Consider the following 15659-nt stretch of genomic DNA (forward strand, 5'->3'; position numbering starts at 1 on the left):
CCTCCAAATCATTTTTATAATATGCATAGTCTATGAGCCTTTATTGGCTCAGAACTCTGCTTAAAACAACAATAGCAATAATGAGTAACACTAGGACCCAAGATAGTGGACGAGCAAAGTTAATCGTCCAGCCTATGCCATAACGTTTTTCTACGGTAAAAGAAGGATCATTGGCATTGAAGTAAATAAAGCCAAGCTTCCAATAATCATCATCATTCACAGGCTGCTCCTTGGACCGTTCGCGATCTTCCTGATGATTCCTAATTTTCCCACCGCCTTGTCTGCCTGTGAGAGACAATAAAATAGCACCTAATAAGATCCCCACTGAGGTGATCAGACTAATCGCTGTTAACAAGACCTGATTAGGAACGAACATATTTATCTGAATGAAGGCAAATAAGATGGTAAGAAGCAAGCCTGTTATGATCGTAAATAGAGACCACTTACGGCGGAATCGGATATGATCAGCAGCAAATTGGGCAGGATTAGATGGAGCAAGCTGTTGTTTGCTTGTTTTAATACTCCAGTTCACCAACATCATCAGTGCAATGATACCTAGCTGTACAAGGTTAATAGCCAGTACCGAAAGATAGGTTTTGGGCACACTGGAAGTGACATTGCCCTGAAGATCATATTTCATCGGAATGACGTTAGGCAGTGCGTTATAATTCAAGATTGTAATGATCGCAATGGCTACAATAATAGCTATGTGAACGAGAAACCAATAGTTGGAATAGGTGAGTTTATTTTGGCGGAAGGTGGTGTCGATTTTAACCCTTTGAGGTGCTTCTACAGTTGTAAGTGTTTCTTTTATCTTTTTCATCTTGAAATGAAATACTATGTGTAGTGCGGACCAGTACACAATGAATATCATGGTGCAAACACCGGTGATCATTGCGGTAGACTCTTCATTGGCAGATCGGAGTACATACAGACAGGCAAGAATAATCAGACCGTTTCCGATCAGACTTACTGTGGTAAACGTTCTCCGGAGCTTACGTAAGACCGGTGTGTAGTAATTATATTGACTTACCGTAACCCCAAAGCTGATGGTTTCCCTTGTCACATAAGGTGCAAAGGATAAAAGTAGGGCTAATGGAGCAAAGATTAAAATGATAGGCAATATACTAAATAGTTGCATACATAACACACTCCCTTGATTCTTTATTCTTTGTTGTGACCCATCTTTACATCATCATACATTTGGTCTAATACCGCAGACAGTTCCTCTTTGGTCATTCCGCGACATATTGCTTCGGCAATAATCGGTCTTAATTCTCTTTGTTGCTTTTTCAAAAAATCATCCGTTAAATTAGGCATTCCATCAGGGTTTACCACAACGCCCTTTTGTCTATGAACCAGAATGTACCCGTCTTGCTTGAGTATTGTATAAGCCTTGTTGACTGTATGAAGGTTAACACCAATATCTGCGGCCAAATTCCGAACCGAAGGTAACGCCTCACCTAGCTGTAACTCTCCACTGGCAATGCCTTCAATAATTTGATAAACGAGTTGCGAATATATGGGAAGTTCAGATTGCATATCCAGTTGAATAATCAAGGGTTCACCTTCTTTTTTGTTATCTGTTATATATCAAGTATAACAGCTATAACATAAGTGAGCAATAAAAATGAAAATAAAAAAATAAAGCCGCATATCCATCGTGAGTGCCAACTTACCTGACCCATCACCATTGATATGCGGCTTATCCTATTGAGCTTATTCTATGTGATTCAAAATAACCTTAGTGTTATCCTATGACAGCGGGATATTTAGAATGCTCTTCAAAGTTCAGTCTTATCTTCGACAATCCGATAATGGATTTTGCGAACGATAATTTTCAATATCATATACAGCGGAATAACGATAATCATGCCCAGGATATTCCCCAGATCGGCACCCACGAGCAATAGAATAACGGTAGTGAGAGGATGAATATCAAGCTGTTTGCCATAAACGTAAGGTGAGATCAGGTTATCCTGAATTTGCTGTGCGATCACAATAATCACCAGTGACCAGATCGCCATCGAAGGGGATTCAATAAACGCGACAATGACAACCGGAATAGCTGCCAGCAATGCACCCACATAAGGGATGAAGTTCAGAATAATCGACACAACAGTCAACAGCAATGCATACGGCAGACCCAAGATAAGAAAACCGATGTACATCAGAATGCCCAGAGCAACATTAACAATGACCCGGCCAACAATATAGTTGCTTAGTGCTTCATCGATCTCATGGACGGTTTCTTCTCCATCCTTCCGATAATGCCTTGGCAACAATAAGGTCAGATTCGTTCCAAACTTGCTGCCTTCCTTGAGCATGTAATACAGCATGATTGGGAACGTCGCCAGAATGATAACCAGATTCGATACTACGGAGAATAACCCGGAGACGTAATCGGTAACCTGCGTGATCCCTTGGCTCAGAACATCGGATAATCGTGAGAATAGATTGGAATCATCAGGTAGGTATCTGGATACAAAATTGCTCTTTTCAAGTGCATTCAACTGTTCGCTGAGCGAAGTAACCAATGCTGGAGCATTCTCCACAAAATTCAGCAGCTGCTCTCTCAATGAAGGCCATACCAGTACACTGAAACCTGCAATCATCAATGCAGTCACGACATAAATGATCAGAACTGACAATGCACGCTTAATCTTGTGCCTTTCCATATAATCGACGAGCGGTCTCAGCAGATAATAGAAGAACCCGGCAATCAGCAGCGGAATGATGATGATATGAATCAGTGAGGTCAGGGGGCTGAATATAAAGTTTACTTTATCCCCAAGGTACACAATGAGCAGCAACAAAATAATTGCTGTACATATGCGGTAGAACTTGTTGTTAATCAAGGAACGTGATCCCTCCATGCGCTGCTCGGCCAAAGTGACTGCGGCGTTCATATGTATATCTAGTCATTTACTTATGGTACTAATTACCCTTAAATGACAGTCATGCCACAGGCGATGCTGATTATACACTGTTTTCTTACCAAGACAGCATTGGAGCAAAAAAAAAGAAGCAGGCGTTAGCCTGCCACATCTCTTTTGCTGAATACAACCCAGGAAATCACCATGAAAATAACATAATACACTGCCAGGACTGCAATGGAGAAACCAAGTGTCATTCCTGCACTCGGACCACCCATGAGCGCAAAATCCGCTCCCGAGTTCATGTATTTGCTAAGGTCCATGTTGTTGAATAGAACATACTTGGCCCACTCATAACGGGCCGGATTAAATATGAGTGAGAAGATACTTTGTGAGAACATAATGAACAGGGATAAGCCAATTGCAAGTGCGCCTGAACGGAATACGGACGACACCATGAAGGCAATCGCAAGTGTAATGAACAGATCAACGTACAAATATCCCCATAACGTTAGTGCATTGCCACTCCCCGAAGGAGCATCATGCGAGAACAGCAGATAGGACATCCCTGTTGCCATGACAATGACAACCAGAGTACTCAAAATGCTGAAGATGATCACAGTGAGGTACTTGGAAGCCAGAATTTTGCTTCGTGACCATGGACGAATAAGCAGCAGTTTGATTGTTCCCCAAGTAAATTCGCCCGCGACCGCTTCCGCTGCAATCACAACACAGAAGATCGTATTCAGAAAGAATACAATCTGAACAGTGGTTACAGCCGCTTCCCAGAATGGAACACCAGCGGAACCCATTCCTTCTCGCAATAACACGGGCATTAACAGTGAGATCAGCACCAGAATTGATAACATGATCCAGGTACGTGGACGACGGAATATTTTCATATTTTCATTCAATATCAGATTACCGAAACTACCCAATGCCTCCACCCCCAGTGACTTGCAAGAATTGTTCTTCCAGGGTATGAGTCACGTTACGAATACCGTATACCTGAAACCCTTCGCTAACCAGCTTGGCATTGATATCTGGAATCTGCTCACGAGACACCCGTGCCACAAGCACATTGCCCTGTGCAGTAGCACCCTGAATCAGGTTGACAGCGCGTTCTGCATCATTCACTTCAAAAGCCACTTCAATTAATGCATCCGCACCCGTTTCAGCTCGAAGGTTTCTTACATCAATCAACTTGCCGTTCTGGATAATAGCCACCGTATCACACATCAGTTCCATCTCCGACAGCAAATGGCTGGAGACGAAGACCGTAATGCCTTCCTCTTGGGTGAGCTCACGCAAATAGTCTCTCAGTTCCCGTATGCCCTGTGGGTCCAGTCCATTGGTTGGCTCATCCAGTACAAGCAACTTCGGTTTATGTAATATCGCTTGTGCGACACCCAGACGCTGGCGCATGCCCAGTGAGTAGGTTTTGACTTTATCGTGAATACGGGCGGTAAGCCCGACACGCTCAATCGTTTCCGCAATTCGTTCCTTGGTAACTCCAGGTGACATGCGGGCAAAGTGTACGAGATTCTGATACCCGGTCAGAAACTTGTACATCTCCGGATTTTCCACAATGGCTCCTACCTGCGCTACCGCCTGCTCGAACTCATTCTTCACACTGTGTCCCGAGATTAAAATGTCACCCTTACTGATGGACATCAGTCCAACCATCATTCGGATCGTCGTTGTTTTCCCCGCGCCATTAGGTCCTAAAAAACCAAAAACCTGCCCCGGAGAAATATCCAGAGTCAGGTCGCTGACCAATGATCGGGAGGATATGATTTTGCTGACGCCCTGAATCCGGACGACCGGCTCCTGCTGCATTCAATCCCCTCCTTCATGGACGAACATATACATCATGCCCGTTTCTCATATGCACATAGTGTATCATAATCTTTAGTATATTGTCCCGCAAACTGGGATTTCCCCTGACGTTTCGCTTCAACTACACACGCTTCACAGCATCCAAGCGGCATTTCACTCCGGTAGAATCCGGTGCGAAATACGTGATTGCCTCCATTGCCCTCTTCCTTCATTTCGACAGAGCTCCTAGCGACCGACACAATCATCCCACAACTGACACAGTAAAAGCGGCCCGTTTCGATCAATGATATTCCTTCCCCTCACAAGGAGCTTAGAAGTCCTTGTTATTTGTCGTTAGACGCTGAAAATTGATACATTTTGTATCTATCTCGTAATTTACTTGACACCGGGACTGTTGTCAAGGCTTTACAGCCATAAAAACGAGGAAAACACAAAAAAAGCTCCATAAATGCGACAAAAGTCTCGCATTCACAGAGCTTCATGTAAGGTAAATGATACAATATGGTTCAATGTATAGGTGAATATCATCATGACAGAGTTCCAGTCTCTCTCACAACGATCCCACGATGCCGGATCAGTCACTATTGTCGACATGTGAGGTATCCTTATTCTTCTGATTTGGATAATACCAGAGTAATGTCCACTCATCACCGTCCTCTACCAGATAACAGGTCTGCACAATATCGAATTGGCCGAAGGTACCGGAGTACTTCTGGGTGACACGGATTCTGTAGGCTTCAGAAAATGGCTTAACGCCATCGATCACGGTTACATCGAATTCGCGCTCCGGCTTTTCCATCTCCAGTTCAAAGGTCTCCACGCCAAAATGCTGCATGAATATATGTGCTCGGTTCTGTACATATGCGCTTTTCGGAAACCGCTCTTTCATCAGCGGATGAAAGAGTTCCCACGAACTGCCGAAGTCACCCGTCTGCTCATATTTGTAAAATTCTTCAGCAACAGCTGCAGCTTCATCCGGTGTATCTGCACGAAATACATATGGAATGGTTCTGCCGATTAACCATAGTAACATTAGAATGATCGCAATGAAACCGATCTTCTTAAACATAGCATTCCTGTTCCTTCTTCGCAGCATGTCCCCGCCCTCCTTGTCCTACTCCATACTTATGATGGTTGGAAGACAAGTAGAAGCAGGTTCTGAAGACAGCATTTCCTGGGAAATCACTTATCGTAGATGGAAGCACGCCTTTTCTTTATAATCCTGCGAATAATGGAATGAAGTCCTGCATATATGGCAATTCCACAGCAACCACCGAGCAAATCCACTCCAACATCACGTATCGAGCTTGTCCGGTCCGGGCTGAACTGCTGAATATACTCATCGATAGAGGCTATGACGAACACTACAGCCAGAGCAGACACGATACTGGTCAAAAGGGATGTTCTCCTGTATCGAAGCCCGCCATACACAAGCATGGCAAGCACAGCGTAGACAAATAAGTGCGCACTCTTGCGAAAGATGAACTCTGCAAAATCATACGGCCTCTGTTTCAGTGAATACTCGTACTCCCCGTAAGTGAATTGCACATCGGGAAGCGTAAAACCGATGTGCAATTTTTGAGACCATTTATGAAGCCAAGGCTGAATGTCTTGCTGTTGAGAGGATTGCGTTGACATGGACCAGATGACCAGAATCCAGATCACAATCAACAGCAGAGCAATGAGAAACCCGTACGTTCTTCGTACATGCTTTTGTCTCGCGCGCCCGGAGCCCTCCTCCATCATGTTGATCTTCACCACTTTCATATCTCTCTCGTTATTCTATTGATCCAACATACATGCCTCTGCCATTCGTACCTACATATACCTGACCATAGATTTGACGGTCTGCCGCCATAATTTGCGGCTCATTGCCTAGCCCAATTCCTTCACCTACTGGACCTATATTGTTCCAGGTTACTCCCATATCATCTGAACGGAAGAAACCATGCACGTTATTAACGGTGCCGTATACATAGACGGCTGGAACCAATTTTCCTGGCTTAGCTTTTCCAAAGGCAAATAATTTGGAATTCTGCACGCTCTGGATTTTGGAAAATGTATTTCCCGAGTTCGTCGATGCATATAGTCCATCGGTTCCCAGACTTACCCATACGGCATTCGCCACACCTGGGGCAGCCTCGACTTTAATGAAGCTCGTATTGATATCCGTGTTAACAGGAAGACGAACCGTATTGGCTTTGGACCAGTTCGCACCTGCATCCGTTGAGCGATACATATAACCAGCAGCGTACATATAAAATTTATATCCATTGATGCGATCCGCAGCCAGTGGATGGTTATAGGCGAAGACCATATTTCCCCCAATGGCCTGAAAAGGGGCACCATTCATATTTTGCCACGTTGCGCCACGATTCGTGCTTCTGACCGGATTACCTGTCTGAGGGTAATAAACAATTACATTTGGATTAATGGCAGAATAGGCCACTCGCCCCAGTGTAGAGCCTGCCGGAACATTTACCGGAGTTACTGTAACTCCGTTATTAGAAGAGACAAATAAGCGTGTGGTCGTACCATACCAGTCACTGCTTCCGAGAAATATCATGTAATTCGGATTTGCCTCATGATAGTCAATACTCACAATTTCTCGCATACCTGCGAGCGGAATTTTATTAAGAGGAACATTATTTACATTGTCATGTCTAAATCCGACCTGATCCGTTAACCCACTAAAGAACGATACACCTTGAGGCGGTGTGGATGCAGTGAGTGCAACGACTTCTTCATGACCATCGGTAATGGCTTCCCAAGTACTCGACGTATTGCCAGTCAATCCATTGGTACCATTGATATTTTCCGTCTTGTACACGCCAAACCAGTCTGTAGCGTATACGGTGCCCGGATGAATTGGATCAAACTTGATACTGGATGTTGCTGAGAAAAACATGTTGGGTGTCCACCATGATGGTTTGGATACCAGCGTTTTATTAACTACAGTCCAACTAATTCCGCCGTTTACCGAACGATACAGGGGCAGATTATCTCCGCCTGTACGAACGGCTACCAGGATATGATTATCGTTATTGGGATCGATGGTGATCCCATAGTAAGAAGAGTAACTGGAACTTGGTGTGATATTCGTCCACTGCACACCATTGAACTTATAGACGCCCTGATTATCCGTGGTGACATATAAGGTTCCGTTCTTCGCCACAGTCATACGCGCAGGATATTCGGGACTTCTCCCGGTAAGCTGCCATGTGGTCTGCCCATTGCTTCTAGGTGCTTTGCTATAGACACCAATACCGCGAACTCCCGCATACACAACCTGACCTTGTTTCGTCACCGGATTTAATCCATATGCTACACTCCGTATGCCCTCACCGGCCAACCCGTTTGGTACATCCCACACTTTGCTCCATGTGGCTGCCCCGTCACTGGAGGTATACAATCCATCATATCGTGTACCAACGTGCAGGTAATTGGAATTGGTTGGATTCACAGCGATGCTCTCTCCCATGGCTCGATGGATATTTCCATTCGATTCATTCCGAAGATTAAGTCCGGTTCGAATCCAGGTTTCTCCTCGGTCTGTAGATTTTAGAATATCGCTTGGCCCCACATTCCCGTACTTCCCAGCAGCGATATACACGACATTGGGATTTTGCTGATCCAGCGCAATGCCATCCACACCATACAGATTGCTATCCTCATCTCCAAAATGATCAAGCAGTGGAACCCAATCTCCTGAAGTTACATCCAGTCGGTAGGCTCCCCCCACATCAGTTCGAGCGTATACCAGATCAGGCTCAGTCGGATGAATGACCACACCTGTAACGTACCCCCCTCCACCAATGGGGATATTTTTCCATTGATAGTCTTGGGCTGATTGAACAACGTTTGTACTTGCGGGTATCATGAGCATATACATTAGTAGCACAATCAGGGATAATTTCAATAGCCTGGAGATACGCATCTGGTTCACCGCCCTATCTGATCATTTTAAATGGCCTTCAATCATCTGATGTATTCTGTCTCGCTCTGACTGTTCCACGATATAGTAATACACGCCGTCTATTTTCTTGCCTGTGCCTTTGATCTCTACAGATTCAATATGATTCAGCACCGGACGATAGTTGGAGAACATCTGCTTCATTTCATCAAAGGTAACGTCGGTTCTCACATGTGCACTGACTTCGTCCAGCAACGTCTCTAGTTGCAACACATTGGATACCTGGACCGTATTCTTCAGCACTTGTTTGATAATCTCCCGCTGGCGGTCATTACGCCCGAGATCTCCCTTTGGATCATCATAACGCATCCGCGAAAATCCCAAAGCAGCTTCACCATCCAGATGAATATTCCCCTGTTCAAACCGGTAACCCTCGTAGTCAAATGCGAACGGGTTATTCACGTCCACTCCACCCACCATGTCGATGACCTGTGCAAAGCCCTCCATATTCACTTTCATGTAGTAATGTATGGGAATGTCAAGCATTTGTTCCACCGTTTGCACAGACATGTTAACGCCCCCAAAGGCATAGGCATGGTTGATCTTATCCTCCGTACCATGCCCAACGATACTAGTTCGGGTATCCCGGGGGATGTTAAACATAAGTACCGATTGTTTCGCAGGATTAACACTCAATACAATCATGGTGTCGGAGCGACCCCGATCATTCGAACGCTCATCCACACCCAGAATCAAAGCATTGAAAGGTTCCTCATTCTCCATGTCCACGGGGAAATCTCCCCCGCCCCTCTGGTCGACAATAGATACCTGCTTGATGGGCTCCCGGGGTTCATACATCTGATCTGCCGCTGATTTAACATGCAGATACAGATACACAGAATATCCAATCATAACGACTGCAACAAGGGAAATGGCACCTATTGTTATTTTAATCCCGCGTCTCATGTTATGGCCTCCGTCAGATAACTGCTGTTTTTCTTCCATCGATATTGGTTAGACCTGGACGACCGACGGAGTAGTATTGAAAGGGGGTGTCTTGAATCTGTTCTTCTCCATAAATATTTCTTCCATCAATCAGAATGGGCTGATTCATATGTGCTGCCAAATCGGTCAGATTAACCTCCATGAACTCTTTCCATTCGGTCAGAACACAGAGTGCATCAGCGCCCTCCGCTGCGTTCATCGCACGATCCTCCCACGTAATGGATGAAGAATCCACCTCTTTGCGGAAGTTCTCAGTAGCAATGGGGTCGTACGCCCGAATGACTGCTCCTTGCTCAAGCAAACGCTGAATGATCTCAATTGCCGGAGCATCCCGAACATCATCCGTATCCGGCTTGAAGGCGAGCCCCCAGATCGCAATCTCTTTCCCTTCAAGCGAGCCCAACGCGTCTTCCAGTTTGCGAATGACGTTGAAGCGTTGATCCTTGTTCACTTCCACCACCGACTTCAACAGTTTGAAGTCATAATCCACATTACCTGCAATTTGAATCAGAGCTTGTGTATCCTTAGGGAAACAGGACCCTCCGTAACCAATGCCTGCCTTGAGGAAGGAAGCACCGATTCGTCTGTCATATCCCATCCCCTCAGCAACGCGGCTGACATCTGCGCCTACTTTTTCACAGATGTTAGAAATTTCATTGATAAAGGATATCTTGGTTGCCAGAAATGCGTTGGATGCATATTTAATCATTTCGGCTGAGCGAATATCCGTGACAATAATCTGATCGGTTAATGGCTGATGCAGCTCTTTCAAGGTGGCAACTGCCCGATCGCTATGTGTGCCAATGACTATCCGGTCAGGATACAGTGTGTCCTGCACAGCGGTACCTTCACGCAGGAACTCTGGTACCGATGCCATGTCAAATGGATGATTCGTCAAACTGCTGATCCATTCCTGAATACGATCGTTAGTTCCGACAGGAACAGTGCTTTTAGTCATTATTATTTTATAATTATCCATATGAGAACCAATTTCTCGTGCAACAAGCTCAATATAACTCAGATTCGCTTCGCCATTAGGCAGGGATGGTGTCCCTACAGCGATGATAATAATATCCGAACGACTGATGGCATCCTGAATGTTCGTCGTGAAGGACAGCCTACCCGCTTTCATATTGGCATTCATAATGTCCTTGAGACCCGGTTCATAGATCGGAACCTGACCATCCGTCAACAAATTCACTTTTTCCACATTATTGTCGACACAGATCACGTTATTTCCCAGTTCCGAAAAGCATACGCCTGATACCAAACCCACATACCCTGTGCCAATCACCGTAATATTCATTCCATAATCTCCCCCATGTCCTAATGTGTTGGTTACGCGTGCTTCACATATGTCTGAACAATGTCCTGCCATTCGGTAGACACTCTAACGATATCTTCCTCGATCAACTGGCTTCCGATCTGTACTTCGATGATCTCCAGTTCCGTAACGGCTCTGACGGAATGAAGCATGCTCCGGTCAATGACCACCGTATCTCCCTGCCCGATCATTCGGCTCTGCCCATCCAGAATCAATTCGCCTGTTCCCGATACAACCGTCCACACCTCATTGCGAAGCAAATGGTATTGATAACTCAGATTTTTCCCGGCACTGATGCAGATTCGTTTGGTAAGAACCTCACCACCAGCTTCGTTTCTGGTGTAATCCAGAACCCGGTAGCAACCCCACCTGCGCTCCTCATACATGGGACGTTGATCCTCGTTCTTCAAGATTTCCTTGATGCGTGGACTTGCCTCTTTGTCACTGACCAGAATGCCATCCGGACTTACGGCCACCACCACATTCGACAAGCCCAATATGGCAACCGGAATGTTCAGTTCATTGACCAGATGTGTGTTCAGGGAATCGCCTGTAATCCACCCTTTTCCTACCACCGAAGTTCCCATCTCTTCCGTGAGTGTGTTCCATGTGCCTAGATCTTTCCAAAATCCGTTATACGGAATAGCGATAATCTGATTCGCCTTCTCGACAACCTGGTAATCAAAGCTGATCTTGTTCAACCTTCCGTATTGCTTCAGCATCTCGTCGTACTGGATCGGCAGTTCCATCTCAATCAGCAGATTGATCAAATACCCCAGCTTAAAAGCAAAAACCCCGCAATTCCATAATGCGGCCTGCTCCATCATAAGGACCGCATCGGATTCGCAGGGTTTCTCCTGGAACTTCGCTACATTGACGTATTCATCGTTATTTTCACTGGAAGATCGGGATTGCGGAATGATGTATCCATACTTCTCTGACGGATAGGTCGGCACAACTCCCATTAAGGCCAGATCGGCACCTGACTTATCGAGTATCTCCGGCAAGGTTGCCAGCACTTCGAAGAATTCTTTTTCAACAAAAGGATCCACCGGCAACACTGCAATCGTCTCATTCAAACTCACACTCTCTACGGAATAAAGATAGGAGGCTGCCAGCGCAATTGCAGGAAACGTATCTCTCCGTTCTGGCTCCACGACCAGTCTCACATCATCTCCCAACTGAGAAGTCAGAATCTCGACCTGTGGCAAACTAGTTGCGATCAGCGCCTGTGATGCAAGTCCGGCATGATTCAACTGTCGCCATACCCGCTGTACCATGGATTCCGGACTCCCCCCCGGCCCATGGAGCACTTTAAGAAACTGCTTGGATCTGGAATCATTGGATAACGGCCAGAGTCGCTTGCCAGAACCACCGGATAACAGAATACTTCTCATAGGGCTGCACCATCTGACAGTACAACCGAACTCGCTCCCTTGCCGGTCTCGGTCTGCTTGGTATATGTGCTGGTCTGATTGGATTCGAGTCTGCCTGCTGGGTTGCTCTTGGTCCAGGCTGCATAATAATTCGAGTTCTTGCCATATGAATTATCCAGCAGAATATTCGGTTGATCCAGGAGACAGGCCAGAATGTGTCCATGCAGACGGGATGTCGTAATGGTTTGGTACTTATTGAATTCCTTAATGGCCGTATGTACCATCCGATCAGAGTATTTGTACCACAACCAGCGGGCGAAAGAGCTTCCTTTCCCTGACTTCAACCGGGATGTAATCATGCGAATGATTTTCCGGTCAACCCGGTTGTACAATGTCTCCCAGTCTTTAAACGTGGCTTTAGGTCCACTGACGGATTCGTAATGCACCTGATTCTGAGTCTTCTCAATGTCTTTACGGAAGAAATACAACATCTCTGCATTGGGCTTGCTCTTGGACTTCAGTGGCCACAATTGATGCGCCATATCGGGAGACAGATAAACATTTGTTTGTTGAAATTCTTTACTGGCTATCTCATAAGATAAGGTATCCCGGACAAAAAAGTGCACATCCTTATGACGATTGAATACTTGGGCTGTTTTTTTCAATTCAATATCACTTTTGTAAAACATCGTCTGAGGCAGAATGACAATCCGATGATTCGGATGCTGGGCAATCATTCGTTCTCTCAATTTCTGATGAGCAGGGTACAGGTCACCAAAGTTACCTCCCCCATGCAACACAATTGTGATACCTTCCGGTACCTTGAGAGACAAAGGGCAATCCAGAATGCTGTATCTGGCACGTACTTGAATATCATTGTCCCGGAAGAAAGCCTCAGTCCCTTTCATAATCAACAAGTCGCCACCATTGCTATGCACCGGGTAATCCAAATAATAGATTTCGGTACGCGGTGGAATGACCTTCAAAATCTGACGTAAATGTCCCTTCAACTCTTCCATTGGATGAATATTGTTAGTGCCCAGCATCTCCATCTCCTCCTTGGGTGACTCTTCTTCTTTTTTTGTTTAACCGTTCATAGAGAAACGGCAGATCTTCCTTGTCATAGAACATGGCGGCGAACTTCACCTTGAATACAATCTTCATCGCGGCCACAGTGACTACCATTCGTACAATGGACCCGATCAATAAAGCAATCGCAATTCCGTTGAGCCCCCATAGCGGGGTGAACACGAAGAACAAGGCCACCGTCACCGAGAGTGCAATGAGCTGTCTGATCATCACAAGCCCTGGTCGTCCAAGCGCATTAAATGCGGATGCCAGAATCCATGAACCACCACCAATGATGCATTCCACAGCCAAAATATAAAATGCGACGCTCGCTTCCAGGAATTCGGAGCCAAACAGAAGACCCATCAGGTAGTTCCCCACAAACATGGTAGGAATTACGATGATCATCATGACCATGAGCGAGATGCGGAAGGCTCTGCCAACCGTTCGAATAATCTGCTCTTGAGGCAATCCGGTCACTTTTGGGAAAACCACATTGCTAATCGCCGTCTGAACGGCATTATAGATTCGGGATAAGGCAAATACGACAGAATACAGTCCAAAATCACGCGGGGTGAGCAAAGCCAAAATAATGATTTTATCGAACTGGGTATACAGCGTTCCTAACAATTCAACGCCATACACCCTGCTGCCATAACCAAAAAGCTTCTTGGCTGAGCTCCGGTCCACCCGATCCTTGAACCATCTCAGTCTCAATTCATTACGGTTGGCATAGATGGCCCATGCCACCACGGAGAAGCTGGTTACAAAATAGATCGCAGCCGCGAGCTGAATGCTCAGCATGCCCAGACCCCATAACACAAAAAGCCCACCTACATTAAACAGGGGGATCATTAACCGGATGCCATTATATACAGCAAATTTCTCCCGACTCTGCGAGAGGGCTGATATGAGATTGATGACAATAAGTACAGGAACCGTAGCAATCGTATACCATCTGGAGATCTGCACGACCTCCGGCGGAAAGCTGGAGAGCCAGAAAGGTAATCCAAACCAGGCCACAACACCAATGATGATGCACACCGGAACTTGAAAAAGAAAACTTAATCGAACATACTGTGCACTCTTCTCGGTTGCACTCTGTTTGATGTTATAGATGATAGACGTGGGTAGTCCGAATCCGACCAATCCGGTTAAGAGCGCAGGCCAGAACAGGATGGCCGAGAACGCGCCCTTTCCCTCTACGCCGAACATGCGTGACGTCAAAATGGAAGACAGCATCGTCAGTGTCATGACCAGCAGATTGGTTCCACTTGTCTGAAATATGGCACTCATTAAGCCATTTCCTCTGAATACTTTGCGAAGTGCAACTTGCGCCATAGCGATCCTCATCCCTTACTGTTTTGACGAAGCGACCCAACAATCATGCCGTTTCGGTAACATACTTTGGCAAGCTGACGTGTGAACCGATCTGCATTATAGATGTAGATCAGAGAAGTTGTTATCCCCTGTGCCAGCTTGATGCCATGTTTGGCCGTACGCACAACACCACGATCCTGATCACGAATGGCATCACTCACACCCTGCCAATAGATTCGGCGCAGAAACCAGTTCTTCGTCGTTCGCTCTTTGGCTACTTTATGTTGTACTGCCCCATACGGCGTGTAATATACCTTGAACTTTGTCCGTATTCTTGCAATTAACTCACTCTCTTCACTGGAGAGAAGATTGTTTCCCACTCTTCCAAGGTCTTCACGGAAGGGAGCCAGTTGATCAAAGACGGATAACCGAAAAGCCACATTCGCACCAAATGGAATATAGGGGCTTTTCATTTCAGTGACTTCATCTGCAAAATCCAGAATGGTGAACAGTGACCTATTCTCGGGTGGAATCCACATCGGTTCTGGCACTTCCCAGATCGGATCAATCTTGCCACCGACACATCCGATATCTTCGCTCATCTCAAACACACTAACGATCTGGCGAATCCAATCCCTGCAAGCAAAGGCATCATCGTCAAGAAACAGGATATACTCGCCGCGCGCCTCGTGAATGGCCCGGTTACGGGCTACAGACAAGCCTTGCTTTTCTTCCAACACATACCGGATCGAATGGGTCTCATGCTGCAAGATCGTTTGAAGCACGATTTCCCGTGTGTTATCTTTCGAATTATTATCAATCAGTATGATCTCATAGTCGCTGCTTGCGTAATTCTGTTGTATTGCACTTCGTATCGCCTCTACCGCATCATGTGCACGGTTATACGTACAGATCGCGACGGTTACCTTCATCATTTC

15 protein-coding genes are annotated in these 15659 nt (G+C 45.8%); all 15 read right to left on the reverse strand.

The features are described 5' to 3' along the window. Nucleotides 1–40 precede the first annotated feature (40 nt). A complete protein-coding gene (locus ACX9NY_RS16945; RefSeq protein WP_472473932.1) occupies nucleotides 41–1141 on the reverse strand; it encodes a DUF1648 domain-containing protein in 1101 nt (366 codons plus the stop codon). A gap of 23 nt (nucleotides 1142–1164) precedes the next feature. After that, a complete protein-coding gene (locus ACX9NY_RS16950; RefSeq protein WP_339240294.1) occupies nucleotides 1165–1560 on the reverse strand; it encodes a GntR family transcriptional regulator in 396 nt (131 codons plus the stop codon). Nucleotides 1561–1784: 224 nt separating this feature from the next. Beyond that, entirely contained in the window at nucleotides 1785–2858 is a 1074-nt protein-coding gene (locus ACX9NY_RS16955) for an AI-2E family transporter (protein ID WP_339240293.1), read from the reverse strand. A 176-nt stretch (nucleotides 2859–3034) separates the two neighbouring features. Next, nucleotides 3035–3814 (reverse strand): ABC transporter permease, encoded by a 780-nt coding sequence (locus ACX9NY_RS16960; protein ID WP_472473934.1) that lies wholly within the window; start codon nucleotides 3812–3814, stop codon nucleotides 3035–3037. Continuing rightward, nucleotides 3807–4715 carry an ABC transporter ATP-binding protein gene (locus ACX9NY_RS16965; RefSeq protein ID WP_472473936.1) on the reverse strand — a complete coding sequence of 303 codons (909 nt, stop codon included), beginning with the start codon at nucleotides 4713–4715 and terminating at the stop codon, nucleotides 3807–3809. The genes ACX9NY_RS16960 and ACX9NY_RS16965 overlap by 8 nt, the downstream gene beginning before the upstream one ends. Nucleotides 4716–4747: 32 nt before the next feature. Further along, nucleotides 4748–4927 carry a hypothetical protein gene (locus ACX9NY_RS16970; RefSeq protein WP_036668929.1) on the reverse strand — a complete coding sequence of 60 codons (180 nt, stop codon included), beginning with the start codon at nucleotides 4925–4927 and terminating at the stop codon, nucleotides 4748–4750. A gap of 362 nt (nucleotides 4928–5289) precedes the next feature. After that, nucleotides 5290–5811: a hypothetical protein gene (locus tag ACX9NY_RS16975; protein WP_472473938.1), complete on the reverse strand. Its 522-nt coding sequence runs from the start codon at nucleotides 5809–5811 to the stop codon at nucleotides 5290–5292. Nucleotides 5812–5897: 86 nt separating this feature from the next. Beyond that, on the reverse strand, nucleotides 5898–6482 hold the full coding sequence (locus tag ACX9NY_RS16980) for a VanZ family protein (protein ID WP_339259425.1): 585 nt from the start codon (nucleotides 6480–6482) through the stop codon (nucleotides 5898–5900). Nucleotides 6483–6492: 10 nt separating this feature from the next. Further along, nucleotides 6493–8652, reverse strand: coding sequence for a WD40/YVTN/BNR-like repeat-containing protein (locus ACX9NY_RS16985; protein ID WP_339259423.1), 2160 nt, complete (start codon nucleotides 8650–8652; stop codon nucleotides 6493–6495). A gap of 21 nt (nucleotides 8653–8673) precedes the next feature. After that, nucleotides 8674–9594, reverse strand: a complete 921-nt coding sequence (locus ACX9NY_RS16990) for an LCP family glycopolymer transferase (RefSeq protein WP_339259421.1) — start codon at nucleotides 9592–9594, stop codon at nucleotides 8674–8676. A gap of 13 nt (nucleotides 9595–9607) precedes the next feature. Next, on the reverse strand, nucleotides 9608–10939 hold the full coding sequence (locus ACX9NY_RS16995; RefSeq protein ID WP_472473940.1) for a UDP-glucose dehydrogenase family protein: 1332 nt from the start codon (nucleotides 10937–10939) through the stop codon (nucleotides 9608–9610). A 32-nt stretch (nucleotides 10940–10971) separates the two neighbouring features. Continuing rightward, the gene (locus ACX9NY_RS17000; protein WP_339240284.1) at nucleotides 10972–12354 is read right to left on the reverse strand and encodes a sugar phosphate nucleotidyltransferase; all 1383 of its coding nucleotides are present in this window, start codon (nucleotides 12352–12354) and stop codon (nucleotides 10972–10974) included. Further along, nucleotides 12351–13379 (reverse strand): polysaccharide pyruvyl transferase family protein, encoded by a 1029-nt coding sequence (locus ACX9NY_RS17005; RefSeq protein WP_339240282.1) that lies wholly within the window; start codon nucleotides 13377–13379, stop codon nucleotides 12351–12353. The genes ACX9NY_RS17000 and ACX9NY_RS17005 overlap by 4 nt, the downstream gene beginning before the upstream one ends. Beyond that, nucleotides 13366–14742, reverse strand: a complete 1377-nt coding sequence (locus ACX9NY_RS17010; RefSeq protein WP_339240280.1) for a lipopolysaccharide biosynthesis protein — start codon at nucleotides 14740–14742, stop codon at nucleotides 13366–13368. The genes ACX9NY_RS17005 and ACX9NY_RS17010 overlap by 14 nt, the downstream gene beginning before the upstream one ends. A gap of 8 nt (nucleotides 14743–14750) precedes the next feature. Continuing rightward, nucleotides 14751–15656: a glycosyltransferase gene (locus ACX9NY_RS17015; RefSeq protein ID WP_339259415.1), complete on the reverse strand. Its 906-nt coding sequence runs from the start codon at nucleotides 15654–15656 to the stop codon at nucleotides 14751–14753. Nucleotides 15657–15659: the final 3 nt, after the last annotated feature.

It is taken from the genome of Paenibacillus sp. CB74, from assembly GCF_055687625.1.

Bases quoted from the DNA above. Each gene is read 5' to 3' on its own strand.
- ACX9NY_RS16990 (WP_339259421.1), bottom strand. From the start codon at position 9,594: ATGAGACGCGGGATTAAAATAACAATAGGTGCCATTTCCCTTGTTGCA.
- ACX9NY_RS16980 (WP_339259425.1), bottom strand. From the start codon at position 6,482: ATGAAAGTGGTGAAGATCAACATGATGGAGGAGGGCTCCGGGCGCGCG.
- ACX9NY_RS17005 (WP_339240282.1), bottom strand. From the start codon at position 13,379: ATGCTGGGCACTAACAATATTCATCCAATGGAAGAGTTGAAGGGACAT.
- ACX9NY_RS17000 (WP_339240284.1), bottom strand. From the start codon at position 12,354: ATGAGAAGTATTCTGTTATCCGGTGGTTCTGGCAAGCGACTCTGGCCG.
- ACX9NY_RS17015 (WP_339259415.1), bottom strand. From the start codon at position 15,656: ATGATGAAGGTAACCGTCGCGATCTGTACGTATAACCGTGCACATGAT.
- ACX9NY_RS16985 (WP_339259423.1), bottom strand. From the start codon at position 8,652: ATGCGTATCTCCAGGCTATTGAAATTATCCCTGATTGTGCTACTAATG.
- ACX9NY_RS16945 (WP_472473932.1), bottom strand. From the start codon at position 1,141: ATGCAACTATTTAGTATATTGCCTATCATTTTAATCTTTGCTCCATTA.
- ACX9NY_RS16995 (WP_472473940.1), bottom strand. From the start codon at position 10,939: ATGAATATTACGGTGATTGGCACAGGGTATGTGGGTTTGGTATCAGGC.
- ACX9NY_RS16975 (WP_472473938.1), bottom strand. From the start codon at position 5,811: ATGCTGCGAAGAAGGAACAGGAATGCTATGTTTAAGAAGATCGGTTTC.
- ACX9NY_RS16970 (WP_036668929.1), bottom strand. From the start codon at position 4,927: ATGAAGGAAGAGGGCAATGGAGGCAATCACGTATTTCGCACCGGATTC.
- ACX9NY_RS16965 (WP_472473936.1), bottom strand. From the start codon at position 4,715: ATGCAGCAGGAGCCGGTCGTCCGGATTCAGGGCGTCAGCAAAATCATA.
- ACX9NY_RS17010 (WP_339240280.1), bottom strand. From the start codon at position 14,742: ATGGCGCAAGTTGCACTTCGCAAAGTATTCAGAGGAAATGGCTTAATG.